The organism is Ruegeria sp. AL1 (assembly GCF_056540905.1).
Window position 1 is genome coordinate 181,284 of the sequence record NZ_JBQFXP010000011.1, and the last position, 21,434, is coordinate 202,717.

Consider the following 21,434-nt stretch of genomic DNA (forward strand, 5'->3'; position numbering starts at 1 on the left):
GAGGCCCGGAACATGACTGCGACCATCTTTCTCTTTCTGGCCATCATGATGGGCCTTGTGGCCATCGGCGTTCACGTTGCGGTCGCGCTTGGCGTGGCCTCGGTTGTGGGTGTCTACTGGATGCTGGGCAGCGTCGATATTGCGCTATCCCTGCTGTCGGGCACGGCCTATGAAGCACTGCGCAAGGATATCTTCATCGTCATCCCGCTTTTTGTTTTGATGGGAGAGTTCATTTCGCGTTCTGGCGCTGCAAAGGACATCTTCACTGTATGCAACCGCGCTTTCATGCGCCTGCCCGGAAACCTCGCCGTGGCAACCGTAACCGGCAATTCGATCTTTGCCGCAATCACTGGCGTCTCAATCGCCTCGGCCGCCACCTTCTCGCGCCTTGCCTATCCTGAAATGGTCGCACTTGGGTATAGCCGCAGTTACGCGCTGGGTGTGGTGACCGGAAGCGCGTGTCTGGGGATGCTCATCCCCCCTTCGATCCTGATGATCATCTGGGCCGTTTTGACCGAGATATCAATCGGAGCCCTGTTCATTGCGGGTCTGTTGCCCGGATTGGTATTGGCCGCGTTTTTCGTGGGTTACTGCGTTCTGAAAGCGAAACTGAACCCCCAAACCGCGCCCGCCTACTCCCCCGATCTGGTCAAGGATGTGCCAGCGGCGCAAAAGCGTTCGGAACTGATTTCCGGGCTGTCCGTCGTCGGCCTGATCATGATCGTGATCGGCGGTATCTGGGGCGGTGTCCTGACCCCGACCGAGGCCGCCGGGTTTGGTGCCATCGGCGCACTGATCGTCGGTCTTGTCAAAGGGATGGGTCGCAGCGACCTGCTGGACGCCATATACCGCGCTGGTCGGACCACGGCACCATTGCTGATTCTGCTGGTCATGGCATCGCTCTATTCCCGCTTCCTCGCTATGGGCGGTGCAGTTCAGGTCATCAACGGAACCATGCTGTCCATCAGCGAGAATCCGGTTGTGATAATGCTGATGATCTTTCTGATCTGGCTCTTGCTGGGGATGTTCATCGACTCGACCTCGATCATCCTACTTACGGTTCCGATCTTCGCGCCTATTGCAGCCGGCATGGGCATTGACCAGCTGGCCTTTGCGATCTTCGGCATTCTGGTGATCGAGGCCGGGCTACTTACGCCGCCATTCGGGTTGCTTATCTTCACGGTAAAGGCTGCTGTCCCGGACCCGTCCGTGAAACTGGGCGAGATTTTCAACGGCTCGATCCCCTATTGGATCATGATCCTGATCGTCGCGGTTCTGGTTCTGGTCTTCCCGCCTTTGGCTAACTGGTTACCCACCAGCCTTTTGTAGACCAGATCCCATGGACGGATTTGAATCTAACGTCCCAGTCGAAGGCATCAGAAAGGTAGATAGCAAACATCAGAAAGTTTCAGTTTTTTGATGGTCTGCGCTGTTCCAAACTCAATCCAAACCCAAGGAGGAGCCCCAATGAAGCTGTCGTTTTTTACGATGCCAATCCACCCGCTGGACAAACCCGTGGCGCAAAGTCTGGCCGAGGATCGCGAAGCTTTCCTGCTTGCTGACAAGCTGGCGTTTGCCGAGGCCTATTGTGGGGAACATACCACCGATCAGGCCGAAATCATCACCTCTTGCGTGGCCTTCCTGAGCAGCATTGCCTATGAGACCAAGAACATCCGGCTGGGTACGGGCACGGTCAACTTGCCGAACTCTCACCCCGCGCGGGTCGCCGCCGAGGTGGCAATGCTGGATCATATGCTGGAAGGCCGGATGAATTTCGGCATCTCCCCGGGCGGGTTGATGTCGGATGCCGAGGTCTTCGGTAACCTCGACAATGATCGCAACGCCATGTTCCTGGAATGCATCAACATGGTTTTGGACATCTGGGGCGGCGAGGCACCCTATGATCTGAAAGGCGACTTCTGGGAGGTTTCGACCGGGCGCACGATGATGCCCGAGATCGGGCAGGGCGCCATCATGAAACCCTATCAAGACCCGCACCCGCCGATTGTGGGCACCGCTGTTGCTCCGTTCTCAAAAGGTGTCACAGCTATGGCTGAGCGGGGCTGGCAGCCGATTTCGGCGAACTTCCTTCTGCCCAAATGGGTTGCCACCCATTGGCCGAACTATGTCAAAGGCTGTGAGGCCGGTGGCTTTACCCCCGATTTCTCCGACTGGCGTGTGGCCAAGAACATCTGCGTCGCCAAAGACATGGAAACCGCCCGCGCCTATGCGCGTGATCCGGGCAGCCCTTATGTCTACTATTTCTCGCAACTGCTGACCAAGCTGAAGAAAGGCGGTCGGGCGAACTTGTTCAAGGAAGACCAGAACATGCCCGATGATGAGGTGACGCTGGACTACGTGCTCGACAAGCTGGTGATCTATGGTGATCCAAGCTCGGTCGCGGACCAGATTCTGGCGCTGCGGGAAGAGACGGGGCCGTTCAAACATCTGGTCTATGCGGGCCACGACTGGACTGATTACGAGATGGGCCGCGACAGTATGATCCTGATGGGCGAAAAGGTGATGCCAATTCTGGACGAGGCCACCAAAGCCGAGCCTGCGGCTGTCGCAGCTTGAGCCGTCCTTTGCGCCTGTCCGGTGGGTCTTTGGGTCCGCCGAAAGCAGACAAAGTTTCAGGAGGTCCTAAATGAACGTCGTGGTCGAAAAACCCGCAATTGATCCAAAGGCCTTTCGCCGCGCGCTTGGCAATTTCGCGACGGGTGTCACGATCATCACCGCTCGGGCTCCGGATGGAACTCATGTTGGGGTGACCGCCAGCAGCTTCAACTCGCTGTCCATGGACCCGCCTCTGGTTCTGTGGAGCAGTATGAAAGAGGCGCGCAGCTGTGCCATCTTTGAACAGGCAAGCCATTTCGCAGTCAACGTGCTGGCGGCTGATCAGATGGAGATGTCCAACCATTTCGCGCGCCAGCAACCCGACAAATTCGCGAGTGTCGAATGGGAGGCCGGGATCGGCGGGGCTCCGATTTTTCCCAACTGCGCCGCGCGTTTTCAATGTGAAACATACGCCAAGCTGGACGGCGGCGATCATTGGATTTTTGTCGGGCGGGTTCTGGATTTCCACGATTTCGGCCGCGCACCGCTGTGTTTCCATCAGGGCTCGTATTCGATGGTGTTCAACCATCCCGGCACAGGCGAGAAAAACCAGACAACCCCGGTCGGGGATCGTATGGGCGGCCATTCCTTCTTTATGATGCTGCGCGCGGTGCGAGCCTATCAGGAGCGCTATCAGCCCAAGCTGGAAGCGCTTGACCTCAGTGTGATCGAGGCGCGGATTCTACTGGTATTGAACGATCTGGACGGGATCAGCGCCGAAGAGCTGGTGTCGCATCTACATACGAGCATCACGGAAACCCGGGCTTCACTGGCCAGTTTGGCAGGGTTCGGGTTTGTCACCGAAGACGGGGACTCCTGCCGCCTGACCGAAGTCGGACGCAAAAAGGCCGAAGATTGCTGGTCACTGGCCGAAGCACATGCTGAAGACACGTTCCGGGATTTCGATCCCGAGGAGCTGGAGACTTTCAGCGCTGTTCTGTCGAAGCTGATTGACCGGTAGTTCCCGGTACGGGTGATGCAATTCAACGCCCATTCCTTGTGGAATCAAACAGTGTTAACGTCCGCCATAAAGGTGGATGACTGAATGAAACTGCAACAATTGCACTACTTTGCCGCGGTGTTTGAGCAAGGGTCGTTCTCGGCGGCGGCAGAGCGGGTGAACGCCACGCAGTCCGGCCTGTCGATGCATGTCAGCCAGATCGAAAAGCGGTACGGTGTGCAATTGTTCGAACGCTCCTCATCCGGAGTTACCCCGACCGAGGCGGGGCGGTCCTTCTATCAGGTCGCGGTTCAGGTCCTGGCGGTCGCCCGTCAGGCCGAAGACCGGTTGAAAACACTGTCCAGTTCGGTTGTCGGTCACGTCCAGGTTGGCTTGATGCCCACATTCACCCGCGCGGTTCTGACCAAGACGTTGTTGCGCTTTGGTGCGGAGTACCCCGAGGTCCGCGTGTCAATCTCCGAAGCCTATTCCGGGGCGCTGGCGCATGCGGTGATCGAAGGGCAATTGGATTTTGCGGTAGTCCCGGCCTCGTATCATGCAAGCGACGTGTTGCGTTCAAAACCCATGGGGGAAGACCGTGAATGCCTTGTCTGCGCACCAGATACCGAATTGCCGAAAACCGGTGTCGGCATCAATCTGCGGGATCTTCCGCCTTTGAAACTGGTCCTGCCCGGCCCAGAAAACGCACGTCGACACCAAATCGAGAATTACCTTGCACTTAACGAGATTGAAGTGGCGGACATGATGGAGCTGGACAGTATGCACGGTACGCTGGGTCTGGTTGCCGAGTCCGACTGGTCCACGATCCTGCCCGGTATCCTTTGTCTTCCGGATCTGGATGGTCGGAGGCGCCAGGTCGTACCGTTGTCCAGCCCCGAACTGACTGTGAACTACGCGCGGATCGAAACCCGCAAACGCCCATTGAGCCTTGCAGCACAGGCCTTCGCGGACACCCTGCAGGAAGAGTTGAATTCCGCGCTCGAAATCGAACCCGTCAGCGTTTGAAGTAAATTTCGAAGTCTGGTTGCAAACCAAGTCTCACCTATATCCGACAACGGCATCAAGCGTTCAGCAGAGCCGAAATACTTATCTCCTTTGTTGGAGACATCTTTTCTGTCTAAGTGCAGCGGACACAGCTTCATGCGCAGCACGGCAAAAGGTGCACGTCGCGTAAGGCCTTGATACATTGTGGGGAAAGGATGGTGGGTGATGAGAGACTCGAACTCCCGACATCTTCGGTGTAAACGAAGCGCTCTACCCTAATCCGCACACGCAACAAGGTGTTGTATTCCACTGTCGCCACCGACACCTATAGAAAAGATGTCTCGTGTTGTCAGTAGCTTGATCCTTTCACACTCTACAGGAAAGCTCAAGCTTATGAGTGTGTGCTGTGCGGAACTGATCCCGGTATTGCAGCGACAACTGTAGCCCATGTGCAGCGGAGATGCAGCGGTGATCGCGGTATTAAAAGGGGGTATGGGGGCAATTGTCTGCACATTGTTGTTAGATGCCCTCTCGAAAAAATGTGCCGTAATTTCCTCTACTGAGCCTAGCCTCCTCTAATAGCGCAGGTGGTCACGGTTATTCAGCATTGGCAATGCAACCATTCGCAAATATCACCGCGCATTCCTGTAAATGCTAGCTAACAAGCCAACGCCAAGTGTTGCAAGTTACCGCCTTGACTAGGAACTCTTGAACGCCCATGTTCCCATGGTCATTCAGTTGGGGACCCTTGGGTCTCTGGGGATGGTGGGGGGTTCAACTCCTCTGGTGTTATCAGGACTCGCTTCGTTTTTTCTGGTTTTAATCATCGCCTCGAAACATTTGCTACGTAAGGGTGCCAGCAAAGAAAGGAGTTCCAATATGGAAAATAAGTCAAACGTTAATGCCAACATCAACCTGTCTAAGTCCGTCCACGAAGCTCTTCATGAATTCGCAGTGTCGTTCGGAGCGGGTTTCCTTGGTGGCGCCATCCCATCCATTGTCCCGCTGCGTTTAGCAGCGTAGCGGGACGCGTCCGTCTAAGCCAATCAGGACTTGCAAAGCACCTTTATTGTGTGTGATTTATCATAGCTCTAACTTGCCGTGCACGTTAGTCTGCATGCCGCATGGTTCAGCTTGAGAAAGCCCAACTAAAAACCTATCGTCGATTTTAGGAAGGTAGGCGTTTTGGACTCGTATCTCGATATAGCACAAAAGGTACTTCGCGCGTCCCGCAGACCGATGTCTGCGAAAGGCATACTGAACGCCGCTTACCGAGCTCAGATCGTTCCCGAACACCTGCGTGGAAAAACTCAGCACAAAACGCTCCAAGCACGTTTGAGCGAAGATATTCTTCACCACCGGTCTACATCGCTATTTTATCGGACTGAACCGGGAAAGTTCTTTCTAAGCGAGTTGATGTCCGACCCGGATATCCCCGATAAATTCAAGGAGATTTTTCCAGCGCGAAGAAGAACCCGCGACTTGCAGAATGATAATGCGCTCGGGATCAGCCGGAAGTTTCTCGAGAATTGGCAGAATAGGGCAGGCAATTGTGATATTGTCGAGATGCTCGCTGAGGCTGAGCGACAGGAAGCCATTCGCTACTTGCCTCAGTCAGGGAATTCTGAGTACGCAGCCGTTTGGACGTTCTCACTCGTTAGGCGAAATGACGAAGTACTCTCCTATCGAATAGGTAGATATCGCGACGACCGTGAGGCCTTTGCAAACAAGAGGACTATTGGGTTTCCGGGTGCGGTCACAATCAGTGACAGGTCACTGTTCTCTCAAGAAGACTACGGGGCAACAGAAAATGCATTTCGAGTACTCTTGCTCGATCTAGACTTGTCGTCACAATCCTTTTTGGAGGAAAACCCTGAAAAACCTTCGCCCCTTTTTGTTTTCGAGACAGAGGGAGATGACGGAGTAAGTGTACTACTAATTGTTCTGGAATGGATATGCCCAGACTGGTTTGAACCGACGACTCGGAAGCTATCTTTGAATGACCCATGTTGGCTGAATTTTTCGGTTCAACCCAACAACATTGACGATTTTGAACCTTGGAGTAAAACAACCTTACGCAGAATTGTGTCGCGTGAGTTTGCGGAAGAGTGATTATTAAGAACGTTCCCCCTGAAAAAGCGGCATTCATCCGGTTCGAGTTGGAAAACGGCGACGACCGAAGAAAAAAGGTGGCGCTTCAAGAAATCGCTCGGACCTACCGAAGCGGGGGTCGCTTCGCGCCTGACATTCGCAATGGTTTAGAACTTACTATAAATGGATTGCTTAGCGCCCGACAGGACGCCAAAGTGACACGCTGGTGCTTAAATTGCATAGCACAGATGGGAACTCGCTCAGGCTCGATGCATTCAGTTGAACGGATGCTTCAACAACAGGTTGGTGATCCTGAGATTATTGCAGCCGCAGTTGCTGCAGCTGCGAAGCTTTACGCTGGGCAGCTGGACGAGTGCGATGCTCTTGGTACGGTTCAGCCGGAAATCAAGACACTAGCTGCACTACAGATTGTTCCGCCTTCGAAGCTCGACTTAACAGGATTCAAGATCGATGTTGATGCAGCCGATGACGAGGTCCTCAAGCTTGCACTTATCACTGTCGGCCTGAACAGAGCTTTTGAGAACATGTTCCATCCAAAGCATACCAATGCGGAGTTGGTGAAGGCTTTGGGTCAGCACGACAACAGGGTAGTCAAGCAATACTCAGTCTGGTCTGCGATTGAAAACCACGGGCTAAGCATCCACGATTTGGGGATTCCTTTTGCCAATCTCGACAGCGAACCTTCCAATGTTCAAGCTAAGATGCTGCAGCTTGGCGCAGAAAAGATCGTTGACCTAAAAGAGCGCCAAGAAGTTATTCGAAAAGGTTCATACTTGCCGACGGTCGAGGCTCGGGAGGGACTGGCTAAGGGTTTGCAGTCGGTTTACTACGATGGCTTGGAAGGTGTGACTTTGGACTGGTACGATATTGAAGGAAGCCTTCGTGTCCGTGAATTGCTTGCTGAACACTTTGCCCGATATGGTTCAAACTGTGGTCCCTATGAAGATAAGGCTCTTGAGTTGTTCGAAGCCGACTCGACGCTAAAAAAGCGTCTATATCTCGGAGCCGAGGGCACGTCACTTTTCGGAAAGCTGAAAGCCAACGACCTTAGGGAGGGCACCCTTGATATGTTCGGCGGCGACCTCGATCCTTTGACGACCCGACTAATTGAGGAGAGAAAAATGCCGACCGTAAACGTGCTAATGATGTGCGCATCCCCGAAGGACACAGGCGATCCGCTGCGGCTTGATCAAGAAGCACGCGATCTCAAAGAGCAAATCAGGCTCGTCGAAAAGCCCAAGCAGGATGTTATTGTTACGCACGCTTGGGCGGTCAGGAACGACCAAGTTCAAATGGAAGTTATGAACAATGGTCCCGACATCCTGCATTTTAGCGGCCACGGAGATACAGGTCTCCTTTGTTTCGAGGATAAGAATGGCGACATGGCTACTATATCAGCCGCCGCTGTCGAAGGGCTGATCAAGCTCAGCGACAGCATTCAGTGCCTCGTCTTAAACGCCTGCTATTCGGAGAGCATTGCAACTCAGGTAAGCGCCCATGTAAAAGCCGTGATCGGATGTTCTGTCGCCATTGGAGATGACGCTGCGATTGCCTTTACAAGGGCATTCTATCGCGCTTTAAGGCACGGTCACCCTTATCGCCGCGCATTCGATCTGGCGCTGAATGAGTTGCAGTTGATGGGTATGGAAAACGAAGCCAAAAAGTACACCTTTGTAGCTGGTAACTTACAGACATGTTGACCAAGTGAAGAGCTCCCGACTATTCTTTTCTGACCGAATTTCTCCGCAACAGTAAACGCTTAGTTCAAGTAATATGAACTAACCTGTTGCCCTTACCACACTCTACCACCAATCGCCGATTGTTCTGAAAAACTCAATGTATCCAAATTTCTTCGGCAGATATTGAGACGCACGTGAGTGCGCAATAGGATGAGTGGATCGCCGTTCACTTAAACAATCAGGGCGTAGAACCAAGAGTGAGAAACAAATTTGAGCGTTCGCCAATCGCTCTCCGCAATTCTATTCGAGTTCGCGGCGGTTTGGCCTGTAAGCAGGTTCGGTTGCCTCTAAAAAGAGCAAACTTGGGGCCCACTCAAACAAATACATTTAGACCGATCCAATCTGGCTTGCCTAATTTAACCCCTTGCGCGTGACACGCTGACGAGATGCCTTGTCCCAAAACAGTATTTTGATGCAATAGATATTAACAGAAAGTGCATTTTCTGGAGCGTGTGTTTTTGATCAAGCACAAGAAAACAGCTTGTGAGGGGTAAACGCTCCGCTACGCATTTGTCAGATTGGCGTATTTCTTGACTCAAGAGCAGATTGACGAACATTCTGGTTCGGGAATTTTTCATTTTATTTCATAAGGAGCTGAAGATGTCGGGAAGAGTTAGGTCAATTGCGTGTACATTTTTTGCTTTTGCTGCGGCAGTTTCAGAGAGCTTTGCTGATGAGGCCAGCATCATACAGGCTTGTTCACAGATGACAGCCGACGCGCTTCGAACAATAAGTGTACAATCATCGTCGTCTACATCGATGTCGTGGTTCAACACTGAATACTGCAGTGAATCCAGAACCTATCAAAATCTTTCGACGGAAAGTAAAGCGAAGGCTAACATCCTCGTACCGGAGATACTGGACGCCGGAGGTGGAAGCAACAACCGGCGCAACAGTGTCGAAGAGGCCTATGATGCATTTTGTTTAAGTGCAGAAAAGTTCGATGGTGTCGATCAAAATTACTTCAAGCAATTGATTGATCTAAGCGCTGAGGCTAACCGCACGGCTCAGTTTTGTTTGGAAAGTGCAAGGTTAGGAGTGGAGGCTAGGTTTAAGCGGCCTGCTGCACCGGGCGATCTTACTTTCTTCACGTTGCGTGGGAGAGATGGTGCCAAAAGATACATCAAAGGGGTCTACACAACCGACGGCACCTCGTGTTCTGTCGACGGTAGACCAGTGCAGCAGTTCTATGGTGCAGGAGAAAATGAAGGTATTCCTTTTGACGCCAGCACAGTAACAGTTATTTGCAAACGTTCGTCGCGCCCGATTGAACTTTTTGGTGTGCCTGCTGATTATTACCCGCGCTCTCAAATTACAGTCATAACAAGCTATGCTGTGGAACCATTCCAAATAGTAGTGCCTGAGGCTGCGGCGGCGCCGATGTCGGATAGGATTGCACAGCTAGAAGGCCAAATTTCGGCGTTGAAAACAGAAACAGAACTAAGGTTAGATACCCAGAGAGAAGAATTATTGAATGCGAGCCGAAGGGCTTTCAACGATCTTAATTCGCAATACAGATACGGGTCAGTAACTATACCCAAGAGTAGCGATAAAGCAGTAAGCGTCACCATACCATTCAAACCCGCTTTTGACTCACCACCGAGAGTCTTCGCTATGCGCCGTAACGGGAGCACCGATGATGCCCATACTTTCCACGTGCGAGACGTAACAGCATCCGGTGCAAAGATCTGGGCATGTCGGCCACAAAACGGTGCGTGCAGGGACTACACAGCTCCTTTCGTAGTTGATTGGTTCGCGGTTCTAGAAAAAAATGTTCAATTCCCACAATGATTTGAGTGGTAGAACGCTCAAAACGGAACCCTACCATAATCAAAGGGGATTATTTCATACCAACCAATTCTTCTGAGTTTGGTCCCTTTGGCTGAGAAAATGTGGTCGTTTTTTGAAAACGGCCATATAAGCTGTCAAAACTCTGAATATGCGGTCAGTTAAACCTTCAAATCCTCTGCCGCGCGGTGCGCGAAACGTGTCAATACGGGTCTACTTAGAAGAGCTACCTCAAGGATCACGCTGAAGCCTCTGGCCTCGAATTTGGGCGTAGGTGTGGTAATTGGTTACAACTTGATATCGGTGTTTGGTGTATTCCTAGCTTGGTCCTGTTGCTGTGCCAACCTTTCCCAAAAGAAGATAGATGCCAACCTGTGCGGACGAGGCTTACGCCCCGCCCTTTGCTAGGTTGTCTCGTTTCCAAAGAGGTTGCAGGTTGCTGTAGTGGCAAAGTTCGATGAGGTGCTCCAAGCAACGTGCCGCCGAGAGTGGGGTAATGTGGTCCACCTCCCACTGTCCATATCGCTCCCATGTCATGCCGTCCGTGAACCGGGCCTCTATATGCCGCTTTAGAGCGGCATGAGAACAACCGACTGCCCGAGATGGGCTAGCGTCGCCCCTCAAGACCTGACCTGACCGGTTTTGTACTGACCTGAACATACGGTAAGATGGATCGATTGCTCGGCACCTCCGATCCCGCTCAGCCGTTCTCTCAGCGTTGCACTGCACGCATTGGCGATTGCTGACGTACCGCTCGGCAATGTGTCCATACTTGCATGGACGACCCGTCCAGAAACGAGAAAGGCCGCGCAGGGCGGCCTCTTCACGAGTTAGGAACGTCTGTTCCCCTGCTATGTCAAACGGCACTACGCTGCTGCCGCCACCTGACGACCCTCCAACCGGGCAAGCAACTCAACCTGTCTCTGGCCTTTCGCATAGACGGGTCCACTATTGACCTGACCCGAAAGCAGCCAGTTCAGCAGTAGGTTCCGCATTCTCTGGGATGGCATGTAGAGGGTTACCCGACGCCTTGGCGTGTGGGTGTGTCCTGTACCGTTTAAGCCACCGACACGTATTGCGGACCGAAACAGCCACTGCACCAGTTCGGTCAACGCATAGGCATCCGAGAACCTATGAGCCTGCTTGCTGTCGCGTTTCATGCGTAGGAAGGTCAACAGTTGTGGGTTGGGGTGTTGATCATATAGGTACACCGCTGTTGTACACCCGATATGGTCATTGGTCCCGCGTGTAGTGTTGGGCACAAAGCTGACACCGTTTGTGGTCCACTCCTCGTCAAAGGTCTCCGTGTCCTTGTTGTACACGTCTTCCTTCATTGCGCGACCGAACAGCCGTGTATGCTTTGATAGCCTGCCTGCCTTTGGCTTTTGGCCTGTTACTGCCCCATGCCACAGGTCACGTGCACACGTCAGCATAACGGTTTTGAGGTTTACTCCATACAGTTCTCTGTCTTTGAACTTGCGTAGCTTCTGACCAATCGAAGAGCACTCCCGATGCGTTTTGATCGACTTTAGCTGTGCGCAATGTGTCCACTTTTGGTTCGCTATCTCTGGCATGGGTAGAACCGTAAGCGCGTTAGCAACATCTTCTCGCCATGCTGCCTCATCTACTGCATCCAGACGCACCACCTCCAGTGTGAAGCATTCGGGGTGGTCTTTCCGCAGTTTTTGCAGGTACTGCAGCAGCACCGATCCTTCCGAAAGGTACGTGTAAATCGTCACGGATTTGGGCTTGAGCAAGAGTTCTTTGGGAATGGCGAGCACGAACAGCTTCTCGCTTATGCGATACAGTGCACCCGACTTGGCCTTTTCATATAGTGATCGGCTAAGTGTCTTGTCCCCTATGCGGTATAGCTCATCCCACTTTTCTGTTGGAACAATACGTCCGTCAGGCTCCTCTTCTGCCATGCCAAGACCGAGGTAAACTGCATCAAAGTCAATCTTTCGGATTGTCTGGTCCACCTCGAAGGGGTTTACGACCTCGTCGATGATGAGATTGTATCCACTCAGCAAGTGATCGACTTCGATGGTCGGTTTGCCGTGGCTGTCGAACTCAGTACATCTCGCAACCCCGGTGTCTTGGGTTGCCAGAGTTCCAAGCCGGTAGAATAGTTGATGAGTACAAGCGATTGACTTACCCGCCCGGATCAACTTTTCGCAGTGATCGCGTTTGTTGCCACCGTTGCAAATAGGCTGTGTCAGAATGAAATCGGAACTTGCTCGGGCACCTTTGATGAACCGTTCCACCTCACTTAGGTAAGGGACAACGGCGATATACTTCTCCGACTTTTTGAAGCTGCGGTTGATTTCTGTGGATTTGCCATAGCCACATGGCAAGTCGACAACACGAATGTGGGACATGAAAGTCTCCTGTGTTTGGTCCATTGGACCCATTTCTTGGAGAAAGCTCAGACTGATGCCGAGCAGATGGAATTGCCCCGTTGGGGCGGATGGGAGAAAATCCCGGTGAACACGCAATGGCAAAACTAGAGGGATCAATAGCCCGCTATTCAGTACCTTTGCTTACAGGTCAGGGGTATTTTTTGTTTATTTGCTTATGCTTACTTGCCACTTACTCCACTCGCATTGGAGTGAAGGAAGGCCAAATCGTCTAAGCGACCCGATCAACACTGACCAAACGAAACCTGTATGCTCAATTGACGGAGGGGTTTTGCTCAACTGAGGGAGGGGTTTTACCCGATTGAGTGCGGTGTGACGCCTGTTAGTTCTCTAGAGGGAGGGTTAGCGGCTTTGTGTTCATAAGAGGAAGGACTAACGTCATTGCCCAGTGCTTGAGGAGATAGCGGTTAGCAACCGGGCAAGCGAATACGCACAAAGCACACTTGTTTTCATTGGATAGGGTGAGGGTGATCCTTGATGACGCAATGGGGAGAGCATGACCACCCTGCACTGTATCAAGTCGATTTAAGCAAGTTCAACAGCTGCCAGCTTTGCCACGATGTCATCGGTCTGCAGATGGGTGTAACGCATTAACATCCGCAAATCCCGATGCCCGCTGATCATTTGGACCTGTGCCAGCGACAACCCACTTTCCACAAAGCGGGACACGGCCTCGTGCCGAATGTCATGAAATGTAAGGTCAACCACGCCTGCCCGTTGCCTGAGGCGTTCAAAGGACAATCGCACAGAGTTACCAGACAGGGGGAAACAACGGTCCTCTACGCGTGGCAGGTCCGCCAATACGGCAACGGCAATTGGGCTGAGTGGAACAGTACGGGCGCGACCATTTTTTGTTTGGGGCAAGAACACTGTTCGACGCTCAAGGTCTACATGCTTCCATTGCATTGACAATAATTCCCCTCGGCGCATCCCGGTCGCCAAAGCCAGCGTCAGCAACGGCTTCATCAATGGAGACCGGGCTTGGTTCACGGCTTCCAGCAAAGCCTGCCATTCTCCCTGCTGCAATCGTCTCTCTCGGCGGTTGTCGATCTTGGGCCGCCGGACAGACTTGACTGGGTTCCCCTGTGGCAGGTTCTGCCCCCAATCCTCACAGGCGACATCAAGGGCGTGCTGCAACCAACCCAGTTCCCTTACCACAGTCGCCGCCTTCATGGTTTTAATGCGCTGGTCCCGATATTGGACAAAGTCTGCGGATCGCAGCTTGTTGATCTTCCTGTTGGCTAGCTTGGAGTACTTCCGCAGGAACCCATTTATTGCATAGCTTTCATTGTCCGCACACCGTTTCTCGCTAGTGACGATATCTCGGTATTTTCGCAGTACCTCACCAAGTGTCACCTCGGATGCGCTCACACTGAGGGCAGGGGTAAGCAATCCTCTGTCCGCGCTCAACTCCGTCTCTCGCGCCCACTTCGCCGCATCAGCACGCTTTAGAAAGGACTTGGATCGGGATTGCCCGTCCTTACGAACCGTCGCCTGCCACTTTCCGCTAGGCCGTTTTACGATTGTTGCCATGGCCCATATCTCCTGTGTTGGAGACATCTTTTCTGTCTAAGTGCAGCGGAGGCGCAGCGGACACAGTTTGATGCGCAGCACAGCAAAAGGTGCTAGTCGCGTAAGGCCTTGATACATTGTGGGGAAAGGATGGTGGGTGATGAGAGACTCGAACTCCCGACATCTTCGGTGTAAACGAAGCGCTCTACCAACTGAGCTAATCACCCGTGATGGCTCATTTAGCCAAGCCCGCGGGCGGGTGCAAGAGGGTGATGAGTAATTTATCGCATCATAGGCGACGAAAAATGCTCAGGCGCGCATTTCGTTCAGGGCGGTCAGCAGTTGTGCAATTTCCTGTTCCGTATTGTAATGGCACAGCGATATGCGAATGCAATCGGTCAACCCCAGCGGTGTCAGGACATTTCCGCTGTAATGGTCGGCTTTGCGTGTGTGTGTGCGAATACCCTGGTCGTTCAGGCGCGTGACAACTTCGGGTGACGGGACATCGCGGACGGTGATCGAGACCAGGCCCTCGCGGGCAGGATTGTCTGAACCTGCCAGAATCGTGATGTGATCCATATCGCGCAGTCCGGGCAGGTTGCCGATTCCGTTGATCATCGTGTTCGTCAGGTGGGTTTCATAGGCATGAACGGCCTGTCCTGCGGCATGAATGCGGCTGCGACGATCATCCGCGTCCGAGACCTGGGCGCCGAGCCAGTCGAAATAGCTCACCACATCGGACATTGTCGCATAGGCTCCGGTATCGCGGGTTCCGAACTCCCACCCTTCAGCGGGGGCGTCGATCAGCTGATCATGTGGCAGGGCGGTCAGGCGGTCGGATATCCAGGCGATACCGTACCCGTGGCGGGAAAATACCTTGTAGGGAGAGATCGCATATCCATCCACATCGTAGCTGTCCAGGTCCATCTGCCCGTGGGCCGCGTGTTGAATCCCGTCAACGATGATGAAGCAATCGGGTGCGACCGCGCGGATCGCCCGGGCAATTGCGGCGACGTCCATACCCATGCCTGTGACCGGGGATGCGTGCAGAATCGTCGCTACGGCCACGTCGGGGGTCAGATGCATACGGTAATCCTCGGCCGTGACAAGGCCCGTGTCATCGTCATGCGGGACATTGACATAGTCCAGCCCGGCAATCCCGGCCCATCGTTGCGCCGCGCTACGGCTGGCAGGGTGTTCAATGGAGCTGCCGATCACTTTGCCCCCCTTGGGCGCGTTTACGCAGGCCGTTCGTATCATGCGAAACAGCAACTCGGTCCCGCTTTCGCCGACAAAGAACTGTCCGCGCGAGGCGTTCATGAAGACCGCCAAGTCGAATTTGGCCTGTTGGATAATGTCCACCAGCGCGTGGCTGGCAATATTGTCCCTGCCCTGATTGTCCGGGATCGCTGCAAACTTTGCCGAGGTTTCGACCACCGAGTTCAACGTCAGAGCGCCACCGGCATTTTCAAAGAACACGCGCGGACCTTGAAACGGGCAACTATCGACATGCGAAAACTTCGCGCGGATTGTTTCGATCAGGCCGGGGATTTGGTGCAGCATGGGCATGTCCTGTCAGATGTCGCCTTACAATCAGCCCTTTCACATAGCGGGATCAATCCCGTTTGCGACCTAAATTGCCGGACCCGGGCCGCGCAATCGCAAGAGATGCGTCAGCAATGGGCCTTGCTTGTCGCTTGCGGCCTCGGATATGCCCGAAGGAACCGCAACCCTTTGAACCGGAGGCACAAGATGATCAGCGCCTGGCGTCGCCTGTTTGCGGGAATTGCCTTCTGCGCTGTGCTGCTGATGCCGGTACGGGCTGTGGCGGATGAGGTACTGGTATTTGCTGCCGCCAGTCTCAAAACCGCGCTGGACGAGATTTCGCGAACATACACGCAAGAGACGGGTCAGGAAATTGTCGTGTCTTACGCGGCGTCTTCGGTACTGGCCCGACAAATTCAGTTAGGTGCGCCCGCGGACCTGTTCATTTCGGCCAATGTCGCGTGGATGGATGTTCTGGAACAGGGCGGACAAATTGACACCGCGTCGCGCCTGGACTTGCTGGGGAATGAGCTGGTTCTGATCGGCGCTCCGAATGCAGCGCCCCTTGAACTCACCGAAGCCGTCGATCTGCGCGTTGTTCTGGATGGTGGACATCTTGCGATGGCGTTGGTCGATGCGGTCCCGGCGGGGATATATGGAAAGGCCGCCTTGCAGGAACTTGGGGCGTGGAAGGATATCCAGGATCGCATCGCGCAGGCGGACAATGTGCGGGCAGCACTCGCCTTGGTGGCGGCGGGGGCGACTCCTTTGGGCATTGTTTACCAATCCGACGCCATTGCCGAAGACAAGGTGAGTGTGGTTGCCGATATTCCAACCTCCTTGCATCCTCCGATTGTTTATCCCGCTGCTTTGATGACAGAACCGGCAAAAGGGGCAGGGGCCTTCCTGACCTATCTGCAATCCGATCCGGCACGGGCGGTGTTTCTGAGGCAGGGATTTTCCCTGCCGGAGGGGTGATTGGATGGGGTGGTTGGGACCCGCGGAACTTGAGGCGCTGAGGCTGTCTTTGCGCGTGTCTTTCTGGGCCACGCTGGTGACCTTGCCGTTTGGTATTTTCATCGCCTACGCACTGGCGCGCTGGCGTTTTCCCGGGCGGCAGGTGCTGAACGGGTTGGTGCATTTACCGCTGATCCTGCCTCCGGTGGTAACCGGGTATCTTTTGCTGTTGACCTTTGGCCTGCAGGGGCCTTTGGGCGGACCGTTGGCCCAGCTGGGCATTGTGTTTGCCTTCCGCTGGACCGGCGCAGCACTGGCCGCGGGGATCATGGCCTTTCCGCTGATGGTCCGCGCAATCCGGCTGTCGATCGAAGCGGTTGATCCCAAGCTGGAGCAGGCCGGAGCCACACTCGGAGCGTCCCGGTTCTTTGTGTTTGTCACGGTTACCTTGCCCATGATCCTGCCGGGTGTCATCGCGGGGGCCATACTGGCCTTTGCCAAAGCGATGGGAGAGTTCGGGGCCACGATCACCTTTGTCTCGAACATACCCGGTCAAACACAGACTCTGCCTTCTGCCGTTTATGCCTTTCTTCAGGTGCCAGGCGGTGAAACTGCGGCGACACGGCTGGTCATCATCTCCATCGCGATTGCCATGGGGGCGCTGCTGCTTTCGGAATATGTGGGCCGCAGGGTCGCTCGGCGGGTGGCCGGATCATGAGCCTGTCGGTCAAAATCCAGCACAGATTGCCGGACATCGTGCTTAATCTGGACTTTGATGCGCCGTCAGGCGTTACCGTGCTATTCGGGCGATCGGGATCGGGTAAAACAACCATCGTAAACGCGGTGGCGGGATTGCTGCGCCCCGACGCTGGCCGCGTGGTTGTCGATGATTGGGTGCTGTTTGATACAGGGGCCAGAACGTGGTTGCCGCCGCATCGCCGACGTCTGGGATATATTTTTCAGGAAGGCCGCCTGTTCCCGCATTTGACCGTGAAACAGAATCTTGCCTATGGGCGGTGGTTTGCGCCGCGCAGTGCGGAACGGGAAAACCCGGACCACGTGGTCGAGATGTTGGGCATCGGGCATCTGTTGGACCGACGTCCGGCGATGCTGTCAGGGGGCGAGAAACAAAGGGTTGCCATTGGTCGCGCCCTGCTGGCCAGCCCGCGCCTGATCCTTGCCGATGAACCTCTGGCGGCCTTGGACGATGCCCGCAAATCTGAAATTCTGCCATACTTTGAGCGGCTGCGGGATGAGGTCTCTGTCCCGATCCTATACGTCACCCATTCCGCAGCCGAAGTTGCCCGGCTGGCCACGTCGGTTGTGGCCTTGCAGGACGGCAAAGTGGTGCGTCACGGCCCTGCTTCCGACGTTCTGGCGGACCCGTCCGTTGCTCCGGCAGGTGTCCGGGCCGTGGGCGCGGTGTTGCAGGTTCGGGTCGCAGGGCACCACGATGATGGTCTGTCCGAACTGGACGCGGGAGGCGAGCGCCTGTTCCTGCCCCGTATCCCCCATCGCATCGGAGAAGAGCTGCGCATTCGCATTCCTGCGCAAGAGGTCATCCTGTCCAGCAAACCGCCCGAGGGGCTTTCGGCGCTGAACGTCTTGTCCGGCCATGTCGATGCGATCCGCGCAGGGGATGGTCCGGGTGCGATTGTGTCGGTCAGAACACCAGCGGGCGTGGTGCTGGCGCGGGTCACAAGACGATCTGTGGCTGCGCTGGGGCTGCAACTCGGCAGCCCGTGCCATGCAGTTATTAAAACCGTGGCTCTGGCACCTCAGGACGTCGGTGGGCGCGTGGCACGATCTTAAATCAGCGCGCGTGCTTCGTGCTGGCGCAGGATACGCCGGGCCGCCGCCCCAAACCCACTGTTTTCATCCACCACCCGATCCGGGAAAATCTCGACCAGTTCCTGCAGAGCTTCGGAAGACAGAGTGTGAAGTGTCTCTTCACCCAGAAACAGGCTTTCGGCCCGCGCATCCTCGGTCGTCAGGATTTCATGGCGGGTCAGCAGGATATGATAATACTCAACCGGCCCATCCACAGCGTCAACCGCCACCCCGGGCCAGGAACACAGATGTTTCGCGGCGACCAGCGCTTCGGGTACGCCGAACAAAAGCTCGACTTTTGGCCCGTTGATCAAAATGCGATGCTGTTGCGAGACAACCAGATCGCGAGAAGGGGTTCCGGCCCCCAGACTTCCCGCAGTTATCCGCACCGGGCGCAAGGCGGGGTTGGTTTGCAGATCGCTGACGCTCATGCGGCTGCTTTCAATCCAGCGGATAGGCTGCAGGCCGTTGTCGAATGTGTGGACCAGATCCCCTTGATCCAGCGTTTCGATCAGGGTTGGGCCGTGCTCGGCTTCGATCAAAGTGCCTGCGGTGAAACAGACCCCTTCAATTGTGATGTCGATGATCTGCGTTTCGGTGTCCGTGAAGGTGAAGATTGCATTCTGGAATGTGGCTGTCACCGTTACTTCGAACGTGTCCGAGACGATTTCGCCATCATCCAGACTGTCAAAAATTGTTGGGTCGACCGTGTATGTCCAGACACCAGTATTCGGATCGATAGAGGCCACACCCAGGCCCGGATCAGCGGAAATTGCCCAGCTTGCTCCGACAAACGTACCCGCCGGAGATGTCGCTGTCACGTCCAGATCGCCCGTTGCCACATTTGGCGGCTCGCCGGTGACATTGCCGGTGATTTCGCCGGAAATCGTTATGGTCGACGCCATTGCCTACGACCTTTCCTGATTTAGCTGCCGTGCGAATTCCCGATCCTTGTACAGCTTGATCTGAATCCGGTTGTCCGCGTCCCGATACCACTCGACAATGCGCCTTGTGGCCATATCGTTGGCAAGGCGGTTCGTGCGGACCCGGGGATGTGGTATCTCGCGTTTCAGGATGTCCACCATCTGTCTTGTCTGACCAAAAGGCGCGACCAGGTCGATGATCCAAAAGGACGAACCGCTGGCGAAGTCCTGATCTGTCAGCGGCTCATCCTTGATCGCATAGCGGTACTCTGCATCCGGACTGAGGCCGGCAAAGGTTACGAAACCACGGGGAAATCCATTTTGGCGGAAGATATGGTACTGACCCAACCGCAAGGGAGTTTCGAACGCATACAAAACCTGAGCCATACTGCGGGACCGGTGGGTTTGCGTCAGCGCGGCCAGATAGAACAACGCACCGAAATCCGCGTATTGTTCCGGGGTCAGATCGAACCAATCCTTTGGAAACGCTGTTTGCACACGATACCTCTGATGTGGGAATCATAGCGTCGATCACATTCAAAGAAAGTGGTTTTTCCGGGGCGGTTGCGGTTGGTTGGTCATAAATCTATTGGAAAAACCTTGAAAATCAAAGGGACTGCCTGTCTTGTGAGGGAAGTATCGGACGGGATTGAACTCCAACAAGGATGCGTGACAATGCGTCTTCTTACAGCAGCACTTCTGGGTTGCACCGTATTGGTATCGGGTATTGCGCAGGCGCAGGGCTTCCGTGTGGGTAATGCGCCGGCCTTTCGCACGACCGTGACACCGTTGCCCGACGGGATCTACGAGGTATCGGCAAGTGGCACTTCAGCAGCCGTGGCCTATTGGTGCGGTATTGGGGATTTTGCGATCCGGACGCTCAGAACCAAAGCCACGCAGCGGATCTACATAACCGAGGCATATGAGCGTCAGATTCGCACTGTGAAATTCGCACTGACACCGCCGCCCGGGGTTGATACGACGCCGGGGTATTCGGTCACCGTTAAACGTGTTGGCGAAAACATGACGGCAGCCGCCGCGCAGGGCTATTGCTACGATAATTTCCTGGATTTCGGTTTCTGAGAGGTGGCGTGGCCCTCTGGGTTACGGCCGATTCTGAACGCGATGAATCTCCGGTCAAGGTATCGAGCAACGCTTTGTCAGGTCCATTTTGCCAGCGGCGGCAAGCTCATCAGTACAGCGTCCGGATCATGACCTGTTTCCAGCCCGAACTTGGTGCCGCGGTCATAGACCAGGTTGTATTCGGCATATAGTCCACGATGGATCAGCTGAGTATCTTTGTCGGCATCTGAAAAACTCTGAACCCGCCGCTTTTCGACCAACGGCAAAAAAGCGGGGAGGAACGCCCGGCCAATATCCTGTGTCAGGGCGAAATCGGCCTGCCAGTTGCCGGTGCAGTAGTCATCCATGAAAATGCCGCCAACCCCACGCGCGCGTTTGCGATGGGGGATATAGAAATACTCGTCGGCCCAGTCTTTCAGGCGCGGATAGTGACCCGGTCCGTGCGGGTCCAGATGCGCCTTTTGAGTGGCATGGAAATGGGCGGTGTCCTCGTCATACTCGATGCAGGGGTTCAGGTCGGACCCGCCCCCGAACCACCATGCATGAGGTGTCCAGAACATGCGCGTGTTCATGTGGACGGCGGGCACAAGCGGGTTCTGCATATGAGCCACCAGGCTGATGCCCGAGGCCCAGAACCGGGGGTCCTTGGTCATGCCGGGAATGCCTTTGCGGACGGCCATCGCACCCTGAGCCCTTTCGCCCAGTGTTCCGTATACGGTCGAGACATTGACGCCGACCTTTTCAAACACCCGACCGCCACGCATCACGGACATCAGTCCGCCGCCTGCATCTGACCCATCATCCGAGTGACGCTTGGTTTCCTTAACCTGAAACCGCCCCGGTTCCGCGTCGGAAAAGGGACCAGTATCATGACTGTCTTCCAGCGCTTCGAATGCGGCGATAATACCGTCGCGCAGTTGGCGGAACCAGTCGGAGGCGGTGGTTTTTTCGGCTTCAAACATCGGGC

The 21,434-nt window shown here is 54.8% G+C and carries 17 protein-coding genes and 2 tRNA genes; 11 read left to right on the forward strand and 8 right to left on the reverse strand.

The window, feature by feature from the left end; genetic code table 11:
* Positions 1 to 12: 12 nt before the first annotated feature.
* The 4 genes from ACRZ9X_RS17910 (at position 13) to ACRZ9X_RS17925 (ending at position 4,582) form a co-directional block, all read left to right on the forward strand.
* Entirely contained in the window at positions 13 to 1,329 is a 1,317-nt protein-coding gene (locus ACRZ9X_RS17910) for a TRAP transporter large permease (protein WP_480521327.1), read from the forward strand.
* A gap of 138 nt (positions 1,330 to 1,467) precedes the next feature.
* Positions 1,468 to 2,577, forward strand: a complete 1,110-nt coding sequence (locus tag ACRZ9X_RS17915) for an LLM class flavin-dependent oxidoreductase (RefSeq protein ID WP_480521329.1) — start codon at positions 1,468 to 1,470, stop codon at positions 2,575 to 2,577.
* A gap of 70 nt (positions 2,578 to 2,647) precedes the next feature.
* The gene (locus tag ACRZ9X_RS17920; protein ID WP_480521331.1) at positions 2,648 to 3,577 is read left to right on the forward strand and encodes a p-hydroxyphenylacetate 3-hydroxylase reductase component; all 930 of its coding nucleotides are present in this window, start codon (positions 2,648 to 2,650) and stop codon (positions 3,575 to 3,577) included.
* 84 nt (positions 3,578 to 3,661) lie between these two features.
* Positions 3,662 to 4,582, forward strand: coding sequence for a LysR family transcriptional regulator (locus tag ACRZ9X_RS17925; RefSeq protein ID WP_480521333.1), 921 nt, complete (start codon positions 3,662 to 3,664; stop codon positions 4,580 to 4,582).
* A gap of 195 nt (positions 4,583 to 4,777) precedes the next feature.
* Here ACRZ9X_RS17925 and ACRZ9X_RS17930 read toward each other — a convergent pair.
* A tRNA-Val gene (locus tag ACRZ9X_RS17930) sits at positions 4,778 to 4,849 on the reverse strand.
* 897 nt (positions 4,850 to 5,746) lie between these two features.
* Here ACRZ9X_RS17930 and ACRZ9X_RS17935 point away from each other — a divergent pair.
* The 3 genes from ACRZ9X_RS17935 (at position 5,747) to ACRZ9X_RS17945 (ending at position 10,203) form a co-directional block, all read left to right on the forward strand.
* Complete coding sequence (locus ACRZ9X_RS17935; protein WP_480521335.1) at positions 5,747 to 6,673, forward strand: HTH domain-containing protein; 927 nt, start codon at positions 5,747 to 5,749, stop codon at positions 6,671 to 6,673.
* On the forward strand, positions 6,670 to 8,373 hold the full coding sequence (locus ACRZ9X_RS17940; RefSeq protein WP_480521337.1) for a CHAT domain-containing protein: 1,704 nt from the start codon (positions 6,670 to 6,672) through the stop codon (positions 8,371 to 8,373). Before ACRZ9X_RS17935 ends, ACRZ9X_RS17940 begins: the two co-directional genes overlap by 4 nt.
* Before the next feature lie 639 nt (positions 8,374 to 9,012).
* Entirely contained in the window at positions 9,013 to 10,203 is a 1,191-nt protein-coding gene (locus ACRZ9X_RS17945; protein WP_480521339.1) for a hypothetical protein, read from the forward strand.
* Between the two features lie 863 nt (positions 10,204 to 11,066).
* Here the strand turns inward: ACRZ9X_RS17945 and ACRZ9X_RS17950 are convergent.
* The 4 genes from ACRZ9X_RS17950 to ACRZ9X_RS17965 form a co-directional block, all read right to left on the reverse strand.
* On the reverse strand, positions 11,067 to 12,578 hold the full coding sequence (locus tag ACRZ9X_RS17950) for a hypothetical protein (protein WP_480521341.1): 1,512 nt from the start codon (positions 12,576 to 12,578) through the stop codon (positions 11,067 to 11,069).
* A 564-nt stretch (positions 12,579 to 13,142) separates the two neighbouring features.
* The gene (locus tag ACRZ9X_RS17955; RefSeq protein WP_480521343.1) at positions 13,143 to 14,150 is read right to left on the reverse strand and encodes a tyrosine-type recombinase/integrase; all 1,008 of its coding nucleotides are present in this window, start codon (positions 14,148 to 14,150) and stop codon (positions 13,143 to 13,145) included.
* 130 nt (positions 14,151 to 14,280) lie between these two features.
* Positions 14,281 to 14,356 (reverse strand) — tRNA-Val (locus tag ACRZ9X_RS17960).
* Between the two features lie 82 nt (positions 14,357 to 14,438).
* Positions 14,439 to 15,692: an aminotransferase class V-fold PLP-dependent enzyme gene (locus tag ACRZ9X_RS17965; protein ID WP_480521345.1), complete on the reverse strand. Its 1,254-nt coding sequence runs from the start codon at positions 15,690 to 15,692 to the stop codon at positions 14,439 to 14,441.
* Positions 15,693 to 15,881: 189 nt separating this feature from the next.
* Between ACRZ9X_RS17965 and modA the strand changes: the two genes are divergently transcribed.
* The 3 genes from modA to modC are packed head-to-tail and all read left to right on the forward strand — an operon-like array spanning position 15,882 to position 18,443.
* Complete coding sequence (gene modA, locus ACRZ9X_RS17970; RefSeq protein WP_480521347.1) at positions 15,882 to 16,652, forward strand: molybdate ABC transporter substrate-binding protein; 771 nt, start codon at positions 15,882 to 15,884, stop codon at positions 16,650 to 16,652.
* Positions 16,653 to 16,656: 4 nt separating this feature from the next.
* Entirely contained in the window at positions 16,657 to 17,349 is a 693-nt protein-coding gene (modB, locus tag ACRZ9X_RS17975; protein ID WP_480521349.1) for a molybdate ABC transporter permease subunit, read from the forward strand.
* Positions 17,346 to 18,443 (forward strand): molybdenum ABC transporter ATP-binding protein, encoded by a 1,098-nt coding sequence (modC, locus tag ACRZ9X_RS17980; protein ID WP_480521351.1) that lies wholly within the window; start codon positions 17,346 to 17,348, stop codon positions 18,441 to 18,443. Before modB ends, modC begins: the two co-directional genes overlap by 4 nt.
* Here modC and ACRZ9X_RS17985 read toward each other — a convergent pair.
* Positions 18,440 to 19,366 (reverse strand): Hint domain-containing protein, encoded by a 927-nt coding sequence (locus ACRZ9X_RS17985; RefSeq protein WP_480521353.1) that lies wholly within the window; start codon positions 19,364 to 19,366, stop codon positions 18,440 to 18,442. The genes modC and ACRZ9X_RS17985 overlap by 4 nt on opposite strands.
* Before the next feature lie 3 nt (positions 19,367 to 19,369).
* Positions 19,370 to 19,882 (reverse strand): toxin-activating lysine-acyltransferase, encoded by a 513-nt coding sequence (locus ACRZ9X_RS17990; RefSeq protein ID WP_480521355.1) that lies wholly within the window; start codon positions 19,880 to 19,882, stop codon positions 19,370 to 19,372.
* Positions 19,883 to 20,059: 177 nt separating this feature from the next.
* Between ACRZ9X_RS17990 and ACRZ9X_RS17995 the strand changes: the two genes are divergently transcribed.
* Positions 20,060 to 20,467 (forward strand): hypothetical protein, encoded by a 408-nt coding sequence (locus ACRZ9X_RS17995; RefSeq protein WP_480521357.1) that lies wholly within the window; start codon positions 20,060 to 20,062, stop codon positions 20,465 to 20,467.
* A 77-nt stretch (positions 20,468 to 20,544) separates the two neighbouring features.
* Here ACRZ9X_RS17995 and hemF read toward each other — a convergent pair whose 3' ends face one another.
* Complete coding sequence (hemF, locus tag ACRZ9X_RS18000) at positions 20,545 to 21,429, reverse strand: oxygen-dependent coproporphyrinogen oxidase (RefSeq protein ID WP_480521359.1); 885 nt, start codon at positions 21,427 to 21,429, stop codon at positions 20,545 to 20,547.
* Positions 21,430 to 21,434 lie beyond the last annotated feature (5 nt).